We start from the raw sequence: 15896 nt of genomic DNA on the forward strand, positions 1-15896 counted from the left end.
TTAAGAGGCCCATATTCTGCATATTTGCGACTGAAAAAGCCATCGGCTTTGTTTTTTCTCTTTCAATTCTACAAAAAAAGCGAACAGCGTAATTGATTCTATTGATTGTAGGCATTGCGACTCTTGTAGGCTTGGTGTTGGGAAGTTTTATTGCGTTCATTAGGGTGGAAAAAATACCGATATTGAATCAAATAGCTGCAGTATTTGTTTCCTTTATTCGAGGGACGCCGATTCTTGTCCAGTTATACATCGTTTATTACGGTGTGCCCAGCCTCTTACAGGCGATCCAAATTGATGTGTCATCATGGGACAAAATTATTTTCATCTACATTACTTACGGATTGAATACCGCAGCGTTTCAATCAGAAACGATTCGAGCCGCAATCTTGAGTGTACCGACCACACAGAAAGAAGCGAGCATCGCTTGTGGGTTGACGAAGTCGCAAATGTACCTGCGTGTCATTCTTCCTCAAGTTGTTGTCGTAGCATTACCTTCATTTGGTACCACTACTGTAGCATTGCTGCAGGATACATCACTGGCATTTACGATCGGGATAGTGGATGTGGTCGGAAAAGCGCGGGCCATCGGAGCCGTGACCTACCACACGTTGGAAGGCTATGTAGGTGCGGCAATTCTGTTCATTACGTTGAGCGTTATTCTTGAAAGAGTCTTTGACGTGTTGGAGAAATGGATGAATTTCACAGAAGCAAAAAAATCGTCGTTCCAATTGCCAAGCGTTCCACTATTTAAAAATAAAAAAGTTGAAATCAAGAAGGTTCAAAAAATCGAGATAAATTGAAGGAGGAATTATTTATGAAAAAGTCGACATTGGGATTGGGAGCAAGTTTATTGATGGCAGGGGTTATCTTGGCTGGATGCAGCAGCGGATCGGCTGATACGGAGAGTGCAGCAGACACCGTCGCGACAGAGATTAAAGTAGGTACAGGGAATGAAGCTTTGCCTTATGCTTATCTGGACGAAAATGGCGAATATGATGGCTATGATGTTGCTGTAGTAAAAGCAATAGATGAAAAGCTGACGGATTACACGTTTGTTTTTGAAGGAGCGGACTTCCCGACAACCCTGTCGAATCTGGAGAGCGGTAAGGTTGAGATGGCGGCCTTTGAATATGAAATAAACGCAGAGCGCCAAGAAAAATTTGTATATGGCGATGTCGGTTACGTGGTATGGGATACGTACATTGTCTCTGATCCGGATGCAGGAGCGGTTTATGAGTCCTTCGACGATCTTGCCGGGAAAAAAGTATATGCCACAACAGCGACGAACCAGGCAGCAATGGCTGAAACGTATTTAGAAGAAAATCCCGGTTCTTTCGAATTGATTTATGGCGAATACAACAACGAACAGATCGTTCAAGCGATTACTTCAGGAGCAGTGGATGCGAGTTTAGCGCCAAAATATCAAGTGGATAACTGGAACCGTTCCTTCGATGAAAACTTAGCGATCGGTAGCGAACCCGTTCATAATTCGAATGCCTACTTGCTCTTCAATAAAGAAGCCGATCAAGCCTTCATCGATGCCGTGAATACAGCCTTGGAGGAACTGAAAGCGGATGGAACCATTAAAGAGCTTTCTGAAGAATATTTAGATGGTGATTACGTGCCAGAATAAGAAAGGATGAGGGCCATGAGTTTCAAATTTGAGGTGATGATCCAATCATTGAAAGTAGCAAGCCAATACATTGGTACAACATTATTCATGGCCATCACAGCGATAGTCATCGGCGTTATTTTAGGATTAGGCATAGCGCTGATCCGGCTTTATCGTATCAAAGGACTGAGCCAATTTTTTCAAGTGGTCGTCACTTTGTTGAAAGGCATTCCGATGGTGTTGATCATTCTCGCTCTGTACTTGATCGCTTCCAAACAGTTTGATGTTTGGTCGGAATCCATGAATTGGTCGCTGCGGTTCCGGGATTTCAATATGGTATGGATCGCCATATCCGCATTGAGCCTGTTGGCCACAATCAACAGCAGCGAAATCTTCCGCGGGGCATTTGCGGCAATCAAAAAAGGCCAGTTCGACGCAGCCAAATCGATGGGCATGACCAACCTGCAGACGATTCGCCGGGTGCTGTTGCCGCAAGCCATCCCCATTTCCTTGCCTATGTTCAGCAATTTATTGATCGGCCTGGTTAAGGCTTCTTCCTTAGCCTCGATGGTCAGCGTCGTCGATGTGTTTGCAGCTGCGAAAATCACAGCCCAGCAAAACTACCGGTTTCTGGAAGCCTATGTGGCGGTTGCGGTCATCTACTGGGGGATCAGCCTGGTGATCGAAAAAGGTGCGCAAATGCTTGAACAGCGCATGACCCGTAAATTGAGGAGGGCGATTTTATGATGGAAGTACGCAATATCCACAAGCGCTTTGGCAAGCAGGAAGTCCTCAAAGGCATCGATATGGATGTCGCCAAAGGGGAAGTTGTCACGCTTCTGGGGCCAAGCGGTTCCGGCAAAACAACTTTTCTCCGCTGTCTGAATTTTTTGGAACGGGCCGATAAAGGCAGCATTCTCCTGGGAGAGACCGAAACAATCGTAAACAAAGCCAATCCGAAAGAAATTTTGGCGCACCAACGCCAAACCGCGATGGTATTTCAAAATTATGCATTGTTCCATAACAAGACAGCGCGCGAAAATATTGTGATGCCGCTGTTGTTGACGAAAAAAAGAACTAAGCAAGAAGCGTATGAAGTAGCGGATGCTTTGCTGGAACAAGTGGGCCTGACCGAACGCAAAAATTTTTATCCCAGCCAATTATCCGGCGGGCAGCAGCAGCGGGTCGGGATTGCGCGGGCTCTGGCGTTGAATCCCAAAGTGATCCTGTTCGATGAACCGACTTCAGCATTGGATCCGGAACTGGTGGGACAAACGTTGACGCTCCTGCGGGATATCGCTGAAACGGGCGCCACGATGGTGTTGGTGACGCATGAGATGAAATTCGCATATGAAGTGTCGGACAAAATCGTTTTTATGGAAAATGGTCAAATTGTTGAACAAGGGTCACCTAAAGAAGTGTTTGAACAAACAAAAGAAGAGCGGACCAAAGCCTTTTTGGCCCGTTTCACAACTCAAATGGCTAGATAGGGGAGGAAATCAGATGGCATATCGTTTCGCAAATCGCATGAAAGAATTGAAATCATCTCCTTTAAGGGAGAATGCAAACAAAAATATGGAAGCCAAAGATGTGATTTCATTTGCTTACGGTTTTCCGCCGGTTGAAGCTTTTCCAATGGAGACACTCCAAAAAATTTCGCAAAAATTATACACAGAAGTCGATCCGGAAACGTTTTTGCAATATGGTGCCTCTGAAGGCTATCCTTTGCTGCGCAAGCTGGTCAAAGAAAGGCTGGCGGCAACCGCCAATCTTCAGAATAAGGAAGAGGTGCTGATCACATCGGGTTCCACCCAAGCGATGGATATCGCCGTGAAAGTCCTTTGTGATGAGGGAGACGTCGTGCTCTGCGAAGAACAAACCTTTTCAGGCGCGGTGAATGCAATCAAAGGCTATGGAGCCATTCCCTTACCGATTCCGATGAATGTCGCAGAAGAATCCGTCGATGTGGAAGCACTGGAGGAACTGTTGCGTTTCGAGCAACGCATCAAGTTCATTTACCTCATTCCCACCTTCCAAAATCCATTGGGCACATCGATCCCTCTGGAAAAACGCCAAGCCATCTACAGTCTGGCTCAAAAATATGATGTGCTGATTTTCGAAGATGATCCTTATGGCGATCTCCTGTACTACGGCGAACCGATCATGAAGCTGAAGGAGATGGATACGGACGGCCGCGTCATGTATGCGGGTTCGTTCTCCAAAATTTTGGCACCCAGCGCAAGATTGGGCTTCATTATGGCGCCGGACGAAATCATGGAAAAACTGGCTTTGGCCAAGCAGGTTTCTGATTCCCACACCAATTTCTATTGGCAAGTGATGCTGGCGGAATTCATGCAGAATCATGACTTTGAAGAACATGTCTCGGCGTTGAAGCTGTATTACAAGGGGAAATTTGAAACGATGATTGCGGGTCTTGAGGCCTTGCCTGAAGACAAAATTCAGTTCATCAAACCGACCGGCGGCTATTTTATCTGCTGCAAGATGGCCGATGATCTGGATCCGGAAATATTCTATACGGTACTGGATGAAGCCAAGGTCGCCGTTATCCCAGGAAATATAATGAGTGTGGCGCAAGAAGGCTATGAACGTTATTTCCGTTTGAACTTCACCAAACCGACACTTTCGGAAATCGTTGACGGGGTAAAAATAATCGGTGAAGCCTTGAAACAAGCGACACCTGCATCATCCAAACAAGTCATTTAAGGAGGATTATTATGAGATTGATTTATTATGGGGTCAGTGCTGACGAAGAAAAATTCATCAAGCGGTGGAGCTTCAGCAACAAGATACCCGTGACCATCATTAACGAAGGCATATCCAGCGAAAATGTCCATTTCGCTGGCCCACATGATGGCGTCTGCCTGTATCCGAGTCCGGAAATGCGCCAAAGCGAGCTGCTTTACCGCAAATTGCGGGAACAAGGAATCCACCAATTGTCGGTCAAATCAACCGGGGTGGACGGGATCAATTTCGAATGGGCCGAAAAATACGGCTTGACCGTGACGAATGTTCCTTCCTACAGTCCCACTTCGGTCGGCCATTTTGCGATCATGTCGATTTTGATGGTCCTGCGGAATATTCCGACCGTCCTGCAAACCCAATCGTCCCGCAAAGCAGCGATCGGACGGGAACTGCAGGATGTGACAGTCGGCATACTGGGCACAGGCCGGATCGGTTCTGTCGTTGCCGAAGGGATCCATGCTTTAGGCGGGCGCGTGATCGCCACAAGTTCAAAAGAAAATCCGCGCCTGAAAGGGAAAGTCAGCTATGTTCCTTTTGAAGAACTACTGAAGGAATCGGATGTTCTGTCCATCCACATCCCCTTATCCGAAAAGTCCACACATCTTTTTTCTAAGGAAAATTTTTCAAAAATGAAGCTCGGCAGCTGTCTTGTGAATACAGCGCGCGGAAAAATTGTTGATACCGAAGCGCTGATCGAAGCGTTAGCAACCGGGAAATTGGCTGGTGCAGCATTGGATGCGTTGGAGGATGAGGAAAAATATTTCTCCGTCGGTTGGGAAAAGAACCCGTATTATTCGCGCTTGACGGCTCTACCTAATGTCATGATCACCCCACATATTGCCTACCATACAGAATTGGCCGTGCAGGAGATTGTGGAGACTTCGTTGACCAATGCGCGGGACATCATAATCGCAGGTAGTTGCCGCAATACGATTTCACTTTGAGAATCCATAAAAGAAGGAGGAGATGACGATGATCCAGGCACAAATCAGTGGACTGAAAAAAAGTTTCGGTAAGAACGAAATATTGAAAAATGTAGGGTTGACCATCCATAAAGGCGAAGTTGTCTGCATTATCGGTCCAAGCGGCTCCGGCAAAACCACCTTCTTGCGTTGCTTGAATCTCTTGGAACAACCGGATGCGGGCATGTACGAACTCGGTGACTTGCGCTATGACCTCAGCCGTATCGGAACCCATCAGAGCCGGGAAATTGCCAGAAAAACAGCGATGGTTTTTCAATCCTATGAATTGTTCAGCCATATGACGGTCCTGCAGAATGTGATGGAAGGCTTGGTTACACCTCGGAAAGTCCCCAAAAAGCTGGCGGAAACAATCGCCACTTCCGTCCTGGAAAAAGTCGGCATGGCAGACAAAGCAGGGATGTATCCGATCCAACTTTCAGGAGGGCAGCAGCAACGGGTCGGCATTGCCCGAGCGATGGCGTTATCTCCGGAATTGTTGTTATTCGATGAACCCACATCCGCGCTTGATCCGGAACTTGTCGGGGATGTGTTGAATGTGATGAGGCAATTGGCCGACACGGGGCAAACGATGATCATTGTTACCCATGAGATGCAGTTTGCGCAAGAAGTGGCGGATAAAGTCGTTTTCATGGCGGACGGGGTAGTCGTTGAAGCAGGGACACCTGCAGAAGTGTTTGAGGATCCGAAACAAGAGCGGACAAAACAATTTTTGATGCAAGTCCGTTTCAATACAGCAGTCTGAGAGGGATGACACGTGGAATATACGGAAGTGAAAAGCAAGCTTTGGACAAAGGATTTTCTCCTGGTGAACAGCATCATCTTTTTGGCGATGACGGCAATCACAACCCAAATGGGAACGTTGCCCCTCTATGTAACTGCTCTTGGTGGTTCGAAAGCGGTGGCTGGGAGCATCGTAGGGATTTTAGGCATTGCGGCTTTGTTTTTCCGCTTGCCGATCGGAATCTTATTGGACCGGTATGGTCGCAGACTGCTGCTCACGATCGGTCTGGGAATCCTGTTCCTTGATTTCGCTTTGCTGAATGTACTGCAGACGTTGGTTATGCTGTTTGCATTACGTTTGATCCAAGGAATCGGCAACAGCATCCAAGCGACTAGCGCCGCGACCATGGCGGCAGATTTGATCCCCAAGGAACAGCTATCTGTCGGTTTGGGCTACTTCAGCATCGCCCAAGCCGTCCCTGGCGCAATCGGACCTTTGTTGGGGTTGGCCGTTGTGGAAGCATACGGATTCGAGGCCTTATTCCGGGTGGCGTTTTTATTGACAAGTTTGGCTTTTGTTTTGAGCTTTTTTATAAGTACGGAATCGCCAAGAACGCTTTTTTTCGGAGAAAAAGCAAAGCCGAATGGCGGAATGGCTGAAGCGTTGTCCCTCATAAAGAATCGGGGCGTAATGTTTCCGAGTCTGATCATGTTTCTGATTTGCTTCGCGAATTCCGGAGTCATCGCATTTATCGCGCAGCTTGCGATCGAAAAGAATATAGACGGGGCTGGCTATTATTTTACTGTGATGACAGTCGTCACGGTTCTGATCCGGTTTCTCTTCCCGCAAATGCTGAATCGGATCAATCAAACGTTTTTGATTTGCGGGAGCATTCTGAGTATCAGTGCAGCGTTTGGCCTGCTTGCTTATGCCGATGATCTTGTCCATCTTCTTTTGGCGGCTGTCCTATATGGAATCGGGTTTGCAAGTCTGCTGCCGGTCATGAATACGATTGTTTTGCAAAGCATTTCCGATCAGGAACGCGGACGCGCGATAGCGATTTTCTCGGCTGCTCTGGATGTAGCGTACGGCGGCGGGGCGATACTTTGGGGCGTGATCGCCAGTCTCTTCGGTTTTCACGTCATGTACCTGTTCTGTGGAGCATTCGGCTTGACCGCGCTCTTTGTCTACCTTCTGTTTGCTGGGAGGAAGAAGCAAATGTCATAAAGCCTGACACATCTTGTGAGCCCAACCTTGCAACTCTTATCCTTTCTTACTAAAATTAAGAATATGATGAGAATTGTTAGGATGGAGGGGTCATTATGGATGTATTGGATCGGAAAATTTTGAATATTATGCAAAAAAACAGCCGGATCACTGTCAAACAAATAGCCGAAGAGTGTTTCATTTCGTCACCTTCCGTATCCGTGCGTTTGCAGAATTTGGAAGGTATGGGGTACATCCGGACGTATCAAGCTGTTCTTGACCATCAGAAATTGGGCTTTTTGATCAAAGCCTATGTGAATTGCGCGGTCAACGCAAAGGATAAACAGGATTTTTACCGATACATCGAAGAAATCCCCAATGTCGTAGAATGCGACTGCATCACCGGGGATTACTCGATGCTATTGAAGGTATACTTTACAAACACAATCGAGTTGGATGAATTCATAACGGACCTGCAACGCTTTGGCGATACCAAAACGCATATTGTCTTCTCAACAAATGTCGGTCCCCGCGGCCTGCAGATACAAATAGATGAATAAGCAAAAACGCCGAGAGCCATTTTCGGCGTTTTTGCTTATTTTTTTTTGTGCGGTGGAGAGCCGTATCTCCGGCGAGCGACCTCTTGGCCGGAGAACAATACCGAAAATAACATTCATCTCCGATGAAGCCCGAGTCACCGGAGATGGGTGGGTAAACGGAATCGGATCTCCGGCGAGGGCTGCTTCGCAGGAGAAGAGCCTCCCCCGATTCGGGCGATTATCAGCACCCCCATGTCCTGGACAAGGCTGGCGCAATCATACCAGGCATGTATGCAGCTGGCGAGGTCGCAGGCGGCATCCATGCCGGCAACCGATTGGGCGGCAATGCTTTAGCGGATATCTTCACATTCGGACGCATCGCAGGGAAAAACGCTGCGAAAAAGAGATAATCAAGCTGTTTGTTGAATAGAAGAACGGTAATTAATGAAGAGCGAAGAGAAGGGAACGTCCTTTTCTTCGCTCTTTTCTTATTTAGCATTTGAATAAAAAATTCTCTCTTGACTTGGAGTCAACTCCAAGTTCTATACTTGCTTGAATCACAAAGATTTTACCACTATAGAAACAAGAGAAGAGGACATGAACATGGATGAACAACAAATTATAGAATTGTACCGCGCGGTGAATCAAGCGATGGTGGCCAAAGACATGGACAAGCTGGATCGTATTCTTGCGGACGACATGCATCTGATCCACATGACCGGATATGACCAGAGTAAGAATGAGTGGTTTGCACAAATCAGAAGCGAACAGATGCGCTATTTTTCAGCCAAAGAAGAGAACATCAAGGACATCAGGATTGATGGCGACAAGGCCAGCTTCATCGGGCAAAGCAGAGTGGATGCGCGCATCTATGGCTCACGCCACACATGGAGACTTCAGATCAAAAATTATTTCGAAAAGCGGAACGGGGAGTGGATCATTGTCCGGCAAGAGGCCAGCACGTATTGAAGCTTGCTGCACATAACGTTTCAGTTTGACTTGGAGTGGATTCCATGGTCTACACTAAGGTTATCGAACAGAAGAAAAGGGGTTTTTCACATGAGAATATTGATTTTAGGAGCCGCGGGACAAATCTCAAAAATGTTAACTAACAGATTATTGCAGGAAACCGATGCAGAATTGGTTCTGTATGCCCGAAATGCGAACAGACGAATCGCAAACAGTGACCCAAGCCGAGTCACAGTCGTTGATGGGGACTTCAACGATTCCGCCAAGTTGCTGGAAGCGATGAAGGATGTGGCGATCGTTTATCTGAATGACATGAATTCTCCGGAAGCAACCAAAACGATTGTGGTTGCCGCCAAAAAATCTGGCGTTTCCAAAATAATCGGGGCAACGATACTTGGCATTTATGACGAAGTGATCGGCGAATTCGGAAAATGGAATGCACGCATGGTCGGCCGCACCGGAACAAACCGCCACAAGGATTCGGCGAAAATCATCGAGGAATCGGGAATTGATTTCACTTTGTTGCGCTTGACGTGGCTTTATAATCAGGAAGGCAACGAAAAGTATATGTTCAGCCAAAAAGGCGAACCTTTCATCGGCGCGCAAGTATCACGCCAAGCAGTTGCTCGTCTGATCATGGACATCATCGAAAATCCGACTATTCATTCTAACAAAAGCTTAGGCGTCAGCGAACCCAACACGGATTTTCCGAAACCATCGTTTTATTAACGTTGACAGTCGCGCCCAAAATCGAGGATGGAACTTTCCACAACTCGTGGTATGATAAAGATATAAAGTTAAGCAGGAGGCGATAAGGTGGTAAAGACAAATCCAGTATTGATTGTTTTATTCGGCGCGACAGGTGATTTAGCCCAAAGAAAATTATATCCTTCATTTTTCCGATTGTTCCGAAGTGGTGCATTGGCGGAACGTTTTGCGGTGATCGGGACGGCAAGAAGAGAGTGGAGCGACGCGCATTTTCGCGACGTGGTTTCGGAATCGATTCAATCATTCCAGCCGACAGAAGCGGAAAAAGCTGCTTTCTTAAGCCATTTTTATTATCGTGCGCATGATGTTTCCGATGTAGAGCATTACGTCCACCTCAAAGAACTGGCTGACGAATTGGATACCCGATATGACTTGGAACAGAACCGGATGTACTATCTGGCGATGGCACCACAATTTTTCGGACCGATCGTGACGCATCTGAAAGGGCAGCAGATCGTGACGGACAACGGTTTCAACCGTGTCGTCATCGAAAAGCCATTTGGGATGGATTATGCATCAGCCGAAAAATTGAATGATCAGATTACGCAAGTGTTCCCGGAAGAGGATATCTTCAGGATCGACCACTATTTGGGCAAAGAGATGATCCAAAATATTTTGGCCGTCCGTTTGACGAATCCGTTCCTGGAATCCTCGTGGAATCGTGATTACATCGAAAATGTCCAGATCACTTTTGCCGAGCAATTGGGCGTGGAAGAGCGCGGCGGTTACTATGACCATAGCGGGGCTCTGAAAGATATGGTCCAAAACCATATTCTGCAAGTGTTGTCCTTATTGGCAATGGAACCATTATCTTCGGTATCCGAAGCAAATATCCAGACAGCCAAGATCAAAGCACTGAATGCGGTGCGCGTCTACTCACCGGAAGAAGTGCGCAAAAATTTCGTCAGAGCGCAGTACGCGGCAGGCCGGTTGGGTGATGAAGGATTTGTCGCCTATCAAGAAGAGCCGAATGTCGCAAGCGATTCGAAGACAGAAACCTTTGTAGCCGGAAAATTCATGGTGGATAATCCGCGCTGGAACGGGGTGCCTTTCTATGTCCGAACCGGAAAACGCCTGACCGAAAAAGGAACGCGCGTCAATATAGTTTTCAAGAAAGTCCCCGTGAATCCGTTTGATGCTGACAAAGATGTCCCGGCAAATGATTTGACCATCTATATCCAGCCGACAGAAGGCTTCGCCTTGACCATGAACCGGAAAGAAATCGGCCAGGGATTCAATACGCAGCCGATCAAATTGGAGTATCGCCATGACAGCGAAATGATGGAGAATACCCCGGAAGCCTATGAACGTCTGACCTATGATGTGATTTTGGGTGATGCGACCAACTTTGCGCGTTGGGAAGAAGTCGCGCAATCCTGGAGAATCGTCGACGCAATCCGAGAAACGTGGGACAGCGAAGATAGCGAGATTCCGAAGTATGCGGCAAGGACAATGGGACCAAAAGAAGCATTTGATCTGTTGGAAAAAGAAAACCACCAGTGGGCCTGGAGACCGGATGAGTGGTACCGTGAGCGCGGATTGCTGAAGGGATAGCTTTCTGCAATATGTCACGTGCCGGATGTGCCCTGCTCCGGCGAAGCGTTGCTCGACCGGAGGAGAGCGCAGATACCGGTAATGTTCTCCGGTGTGGACCGGCTGACCGGAGAACAGTGAACGAACGCGGCCGCTTCTCCAGTCAGAATCACCTTCACCGGAGAACAGCAAAATATAAATAATAGAGGAGTGCTCACCGACCAGCTGAGTACTCCTTTTTTGTGATTTTACGGTAATCTGGATGACTGCTTCTATAATGGCTCAGTCTACTTTTCATCCTCGAGCAATTCAAGCTGATTTTCTTTACTAATTCAATAGGAAGTGGTATTTTATATTGAGAACGCTCATTCTAGATAGATCACTTTTCGAAAGGAGAAAAAAATTTGGCCAGAAGCAAAGAATTTAATGAAGTAGAGGCTTTGGATAAAGCGATGGAAGTATTTTGGAAACAAGGATATGAAAAAACATCGATCCAGGATTTGGTGGATCAGATGGGGATCCATCGCAGGAGTTTATACGATACATTCGGAGACAAGCATGCTCTTTTTGTGCAAACTTTGGAACGTTACGAATCGCTGATCGCTTCTCAATTCAGGAAACAAATAACAGAAGACATGACCACTGTTGAGTCCATCAGAAAAATATTTGAACTGGCCATCTACTCCGATAGTACCTATCCGAAGGGATGCCTGCTTGTCAATACGGCAGTAGAATTATCCTTGCTTGATGACGAAGTGTCTCAAAGAATAAAAGCTGCTTTTGAGCAGACTGAAAAATTTATAGCGGACCTATTACGTAAAGGACAAGCAAAAGGGGAAGTTGCCCGTTCATTTGATATTGGTCAACTTTCACGATATATCCATAACGCACTTATTGGTGTCAGAGTGTCAGTCAAAATGACAGCCAATCAACAAGAGTTGGATGCGACGATTGATCTGACGCTATCCATACTGAATAATGATCCAGCAAAGCAATCTTAAAAAAATTAAAGGGGAAACCAACCATGAAATACACGGTAATAACAGGCGCCAGCTCAGGGATTGGTTACGAAACTGCGTTGGCATTTGCAAAACGCGGAAAGAACCTGATTGTTATCGCAAGAAGAGAGTCCAAATTTGTCGACATTATTCGCGAAAGACTATGCTGATGCAGATGGCGCTCAATTGATTAATGTCTCATCCGCTTTGGGATATGTAATTTCCCTAGGAAGTGTTGTTTATTCCGCGAAAATTTTTAAATCCCTGATTACTTAATTTTTTTTTCGCATATTTGAGAACGTTCATTCAAGAATAAAGGAGATAGCGACATGAAAGCAGTTCAAATCAAAAAATACTCGAAAAAAATTGAAACGCAAGTTGTAGAAATTCCTATTCCGGAGATTGGTGATCACGAGGTTTTAGTGAAAGTAAAGGTAGCAGCCGTCAATCATTTGGAAATACTGAACATCACGGGAAGCGTCAAACTTATTCAAGATTACGAGATGCCTCTAACGATCGGCAATGAGCTGACAGGCGTCATTTCTGAGGTTGGGAAATCTGTTTCAGGATTCAAGAAAGGCGATGCGATATATACAAGACTTCCGTTGGACAATATAGGCGCTTTTGCTGAATATGTCGCCGTTGACGCTAAAGCAATTTGGCATTTACCCAAGAATCTCGACTTTGTTACAGGGGCAGCCGCTCCTTTAACTGGCCTGACAGCGTACCAAGGCTTGCATGAGGAACTAAATGCCAAAGCCGGGCAAACGGTATTCATCCCAGGAGGATCAGGAAGTTTCGGGCAAATGGCTGTTCCGATAGCTAAAGCCATGGGACTGAAGGTGATTGTGTCGGGGAATCCCACTGCTCGGGAACAGATACTCGCTACCGGCGCGACTCAATACATTGATTACACGAAAGAAAATTATTGGGAAATTTTAAAGGGAGTGGATTTTGTCATTGATACACTCGGTGCTGCTGAATTTGATCGGGAATTGTCGATCATCAAGCCTGGAGGAAGATTGTTGAGCCTGCGAACTGGGCCAAATAAACAGTTTGCACAAGATCATGGATTTCCAAAGTGGAAACAACTGCTATTCGCTCTGGCAGGGGCGAAATTTGATAAAAAAGCTAAAAAACAGGGTGTCGAGTATCGTTTCATATTTGTTCGTTCCGATGGTTCACAACTGAAAGAAATCTCAAAAATTATCGAAGAAAACAATATTATCCCAGCTGTCGATCCGACTGAATTTACTCTAAATCAAGTAAATGAAGCATTGAATCTGGTGGCGAGTGGACATCCAAAAGGGAAAGTTGTCATCAAAGTTTCCGAATGATAAATACAGAAATGAGGACGTACAAGTATGGTGGAAAGCGAGACATATATTCATGCTCCAAATCAAAGCATCAGAGCGGCTAATGGAATAACGTATGCGTATCGGGAAATAGGGGAAAAAGTAGGGGTTCCCATTGTTTTCTTCACGCATTTATCAGCGAATCTTGATAATTGGGATCCTAGAATAATTGACGGCATCGCCAAACAGCATTGGGTGATTACTTTTGATAATAAGGGTGTAGGCTTATCCAGTGGACAGGTGCCGGGTACGATAAAAGAAATGGCCGAAGATGCGCTAGTTTTTATCAAAGCACTGGGGTTTAAGCAGATTGATATCCTTTCCCTTTCGATGGGAGGGATGATCGCTCAAGAACTTTTGGAACTGGAACCATCTCTAGTAAGAAAAGTAATTTTAACCGGAACGGGTCCTCGTGGTGGAAAAGGGATTGAGAATGTAACAAAAATTTCCAACCAGGATTTAGTGCGCGCTATTTTCACATTAACGGATGTAAAAACATATCTATTCTTTACTCGTACATCAAATGGCAAAAGAAAAGCAAAAGAATTCCTTGCAAGAATTAAGGAACGGAAGCATGACCGAGACAAAATGATCAGCTTAAAGGGATACCTTACACAATTAAAAGCAATCCATGGATGGGGGAAATCAACTCCAGCGGATCTGTCAAAAATAACCAATCCGGTTCTTGTTGTTAATGGAGAAACTGACCGGATGGTGCCGACCGAGAACTCCTATGATCTGGTTCAACGCCTCCCCAACAGTAAACTTGTGATTTATGAAGATGCCGGTCATGGCTCAATCTTTCAATACCATGAAGAATTCACAAAAGAAGTGTTAGCATTCCTAAATAGGTAATCCTTTGGCTCTCCTCCGGTGAAGGGCTACTGGCCGGAGGAGGGCTGAGATACCGGAGCTGTTCTCCGGTGAGGACCGGTTAACAGGAGAACAGTGAAATGAACAATATCTCACCTCCGACCAAAAGCCCCTTCACCGGAGATCACCGCTCTAATGTCAGCGAAACATTTTGAACTTTCCAACTTCTGTCCCTTGACTTCACCTTTAGTTTAAGGAGTAAGGTTCAAGTAAGCCTACAACAGGTAGCCGGTGGTATAATAAAAATGGGTAAGCAGTTGTCAGATACCAAAAAACGTTTTTCGATTCTTTATTGATACACCGGGTCAGAATGGAAAGGATGAAGATAATGGCAATCAAAGACAAAGTAGTAATCATCACGGGAGCTTCTTCAGGGATCGGCGAGGCGACAGCCCGACTGTTGGCGAGCCAAGGAGCCAAGTTGGTTTTGGGAGCGCGCAGGGAAGAAAAATTACAGAAATTGGTTGACGAAATCGTTCAAGGTGGCGGGGAAGCTGTTTACCGCGTCACGGATGTCGCTGAAATCGAGGACAACAAAAAACTGGTTGATCTGGCAAAAGAAAAATTCGGAAAAGTGGATGTCATTTTCCTGAACGCTGGCGTGATGCCGAACTCGCCGTTATCGAAGTTAAAAACAAAGGATTGGCATCTGATGGTGGACGTCAACATCAAAGGCGTTCTGAACGGAATCGAAGCGGTCCTTCCGGAATTCACGAAACAGAAATCCGGCCATGTGATCACCACATCATCGGTTGCTGGCCTTAAAGCATATCCAGGCGGAGCCGTTTACGGCGCCACCAAATGGGCAGTCCGCGACCTGATGGAAGTGCTGCGCATGGAATCGGCGATGGAAGGCACCAACATCCGGACAGCAACGATCTACCCGGCCGCAATCAACACGGAATTGCTGGAAACGATCAGCGACGACAAGATGGCCAAAGACATGGGAATCATCTATAAACAATACGGCATCAGCCCGGATCGCGTAGCGAACGTGGTCGCTTTCGCGATCGACCAACCCGAGGACACCAACGTAAACGAATTTACGATTGGACCGACTATCCAACCGTGGTAATCAAAGACAGTCAAGTGAAGCCCTGTGCACCGGATCATTCCGGCGCACAGTTTTTTTGTTGTATTGAATGATTGTGGTGACGCTCCTCCGGTGAAGGCATGTCTGGCAGGAGGAGGGCAGTCGATCACGAATCCGTCCTCCGACGAAAATCTTCCCACCGGAGCAGAGCGACGTCACCGGTATCCTATCTCCGGCCACACCTTTCTAACAGGAGAACAGCATCCTGCAAGTCCCGCCAACTCCGGCCGCCCCCAACCAAACAACAAGAATGAAAGTAAGCAGAAAATATTTCACAAATTAATTGACAACCTACTATCATTCTTCCTGAATTATTCATAGGTTTTCAGAAAACACCTTGAAATGTTGTTCTATCAACGTATTCTTTATTTCACGTTCACACCCAAAAGGTGTGAAAAAAGAACCCCAATCTGTTATGGTTAATGTACTACCAACAACCAAAGAAAGGGGTTCTCTCAATGGCAACTTTACACGAAAATACGC

Annotated in this window: 17 protein-coding genes and 1 pseudogene; all 18 read left to right on the forward strand. The window is 46.2% G+C overall.

What is annotated here, in order from left to right; genetic code table 11:
* Positions 1-92 precede the first annotated feature (92 nt).
* Positions 93-800, forward strand: coding sequence for an amino acid ABC transporter permease (locus ACTCCX_RS11190; RefSeq protein WP_463276068.1), 708 nt, complete (start codon positions 93-95; stop codon positions 798-800).
* Between the two features lie 14 nt (positions 801-814).
* Complete coding sequence (locus ACTCCX_RS11195; RefSeq protein WP_463276069.1) at positions 815-1633, forward strand: transporter substrate-binding domain-containing protein; 819 nt, start codon at positions 815-817, stop codon at positions 1631-1633.
* 15 nt (positions 1634-1648) lie between these two features.
* Positions 1649-2359, forward strand: a complete 711-nt coding sequence (locus ACTCCX_RS11200) for an amino acid ABC transporter permease (protein ID WP_463276070.1) — start codon at positions 1649-1651, stop codon at positions 2357-2359.
* Positions 2356-3102, forward strand: a complete 747-nt coding sequence (locus tag ACTCCX_RS11205) for an amino acid ABC transporter ATP-binding protein (RefSeq protein WP_463276071.1) — start codon at positions 2356-2358, stop codon at positions 3100-3102. Before ACTCCX_RS11200 ends, ACTCCX_RS11205 begins: the two co-directional genes overlap by 4 nt.
* A 13-nt stretch (positions 3103-3115) precedes the next feature.
* A complete protein-coding gene (locus tag ACTCCX_RS11210) occupies positions 3116-4336 on the forward strand; it encodes an aminotransferase-like domain-containing protein (RefSeq protein ID WP_463276072.1) in 1221 nt (406 codons plus the stop codon).
* Positions 4337-4347: 11 nt separating this feature from the next.
* On the forward strand, positions 4348-5319 hold the full coding sequence (locus tag ACTCCX_RS11215; protein WP_463276073.1) for an NAD(P)-dependent oxidoreductase: 972 nt from the start codon (positions 4348-4350) through the stop codon (positions 5317-5319).
* Positions 5320-5347: 28 nt separating this feature from the next.
* Positions 5348-6100, forward strand: coding sequence for an amino acid ABC transporter ATP-binding protein (locus ACTCCX_RS11220; protein ID WP_068622159.1), 753 nt, complete (start codon positions 5348-5350; stop codon positions 6098-6100).
* Positions 6101-6112: 12 nt separating this feature from the next.
* A complete protein-coding gene (locus ACTCCX_RS11225; protein WP_463276074.1) occupies positions 6113-7306 on the forward strand; it encodes an MFS transporter in 1194 nt (397 codons plus the stop codon).
* A 95-nt stretch (positions 7307-7401) separates the two neighbouring features.
* Positions 7402-7845, forward strand: a complete 444-nt coding sequence (locus tag ACTCCX_RS11230; RefSeq protein WP_463276075.1) for an Lrp/AsnC family transcriptional regulator — start codon at positions 7402-7404, stop codon at positions 7843-7845.
* Between the two features lie 230 nt (positions 7846-8075).
* Positions 8076-8234 (forward strand): annotated as a pseudogene (locus ACTCCX_RS11235) (FAD-binding protein); the annotation flags it as partial.
* A 193-nt stretch (positions 8235-8427) separates the two neighbouring features.
* On the forward strand, positions 8428-8793 hold the full coding sequence (locus ACTCCX_RS11240; RefSeq protein ID WP_463276076.1) for a nuclear transport factor 2 family protein: 366 nt from the start codon (positions 8428-8430) through the stop codon (positions 8791-8793).
* Between the two features lie 90 nt (positions 8794-8883).
* Positions 8884-9522 carry an NAD(P)H-binding protein gene (locus tag ACTCCX_RS11245; RefSeq protein WP_463276077.1) on the forward strand — a complete coding sequence of 213 codons (639 nt, stop codon included), beginning with the start codon at positions 8884-8886 and terminating at the stop codon, positions 9520-9522.
* 87 nt (positions 9523-9609) lie between these two features.
* Entirely contained in the window at positions 9610-11115 is a 1506-nt protein-coding gene (zwf, locus tag ACTCCX_RS11250) for a glucose-6-phosphate dehydrogenase (RefSeq protein ID WP_463276078.1), read from the forward strand.
* Between the two features lie 383 nt (positions 11116-11498).
* Positions 11499-12095, forward strand: a complete 597-nt coding sequence (locus ACTCCX_RS11255; RefSeq protein ID WP_463276079.1) for a TetR/AcrR family transcriptional regulator — start codon at positions 11499-11501, stop codon at positions 12093-12095.
* A 23-nt stretch (positions 12096-12118) separates the two neighbouring features.
* A complete protein-coding gene (locus ACTCCX_RS11260) occupies positions 12119-12262 on the forward strand; it encodes an SDR family NAD(P)-dependent oxidoreductase (protein ID WP_463276080.1) in 144 nt (47 codons plus the stop codon).
* Between the two features lie 159 nt (positions 12263-12421).
* The gene (locus ACTCCX_RS11265) at positions 12422-13429 is read left to right on the forward strand and encodes an NADP-dependent oxidoreductase (protein ID WP_463276081.1); all 1008 of its coding nucleotides are present in this window, start codon (positions 12422-12424) and stop codon (positions 13427-13429) included.
* A gap of 27 nt (positions 13430-13456) precedes the next feature.
* Positions 13457-14302, forward strand: a complete 846-nt coding sequence (locus ACTCCX_RS11270) for an alpha/beta fold hydrolase (RefSeq protein ID WP_463276082.1) — start codon at positions 13457-13459, stop codon at positions 14300-14302.
* Positions 14303-14648: 346 nt separating this feature from the next.
* On the forward strand, positions 14649-15395 hold the full coding sequence (locus ACTCCX_RS11275; protein ID WP_463276083.1) for an SDR family oxidoreductase: 747 nt from the start codon (positions 14649-14651) through the stop codon (positions 15393-15395).
* Positions 15396-15896: the final 501 nt, after the last annotated feature.

The sequence above is a fragment of the Trichococcus sp. genome (assembly GCF_055118575.1).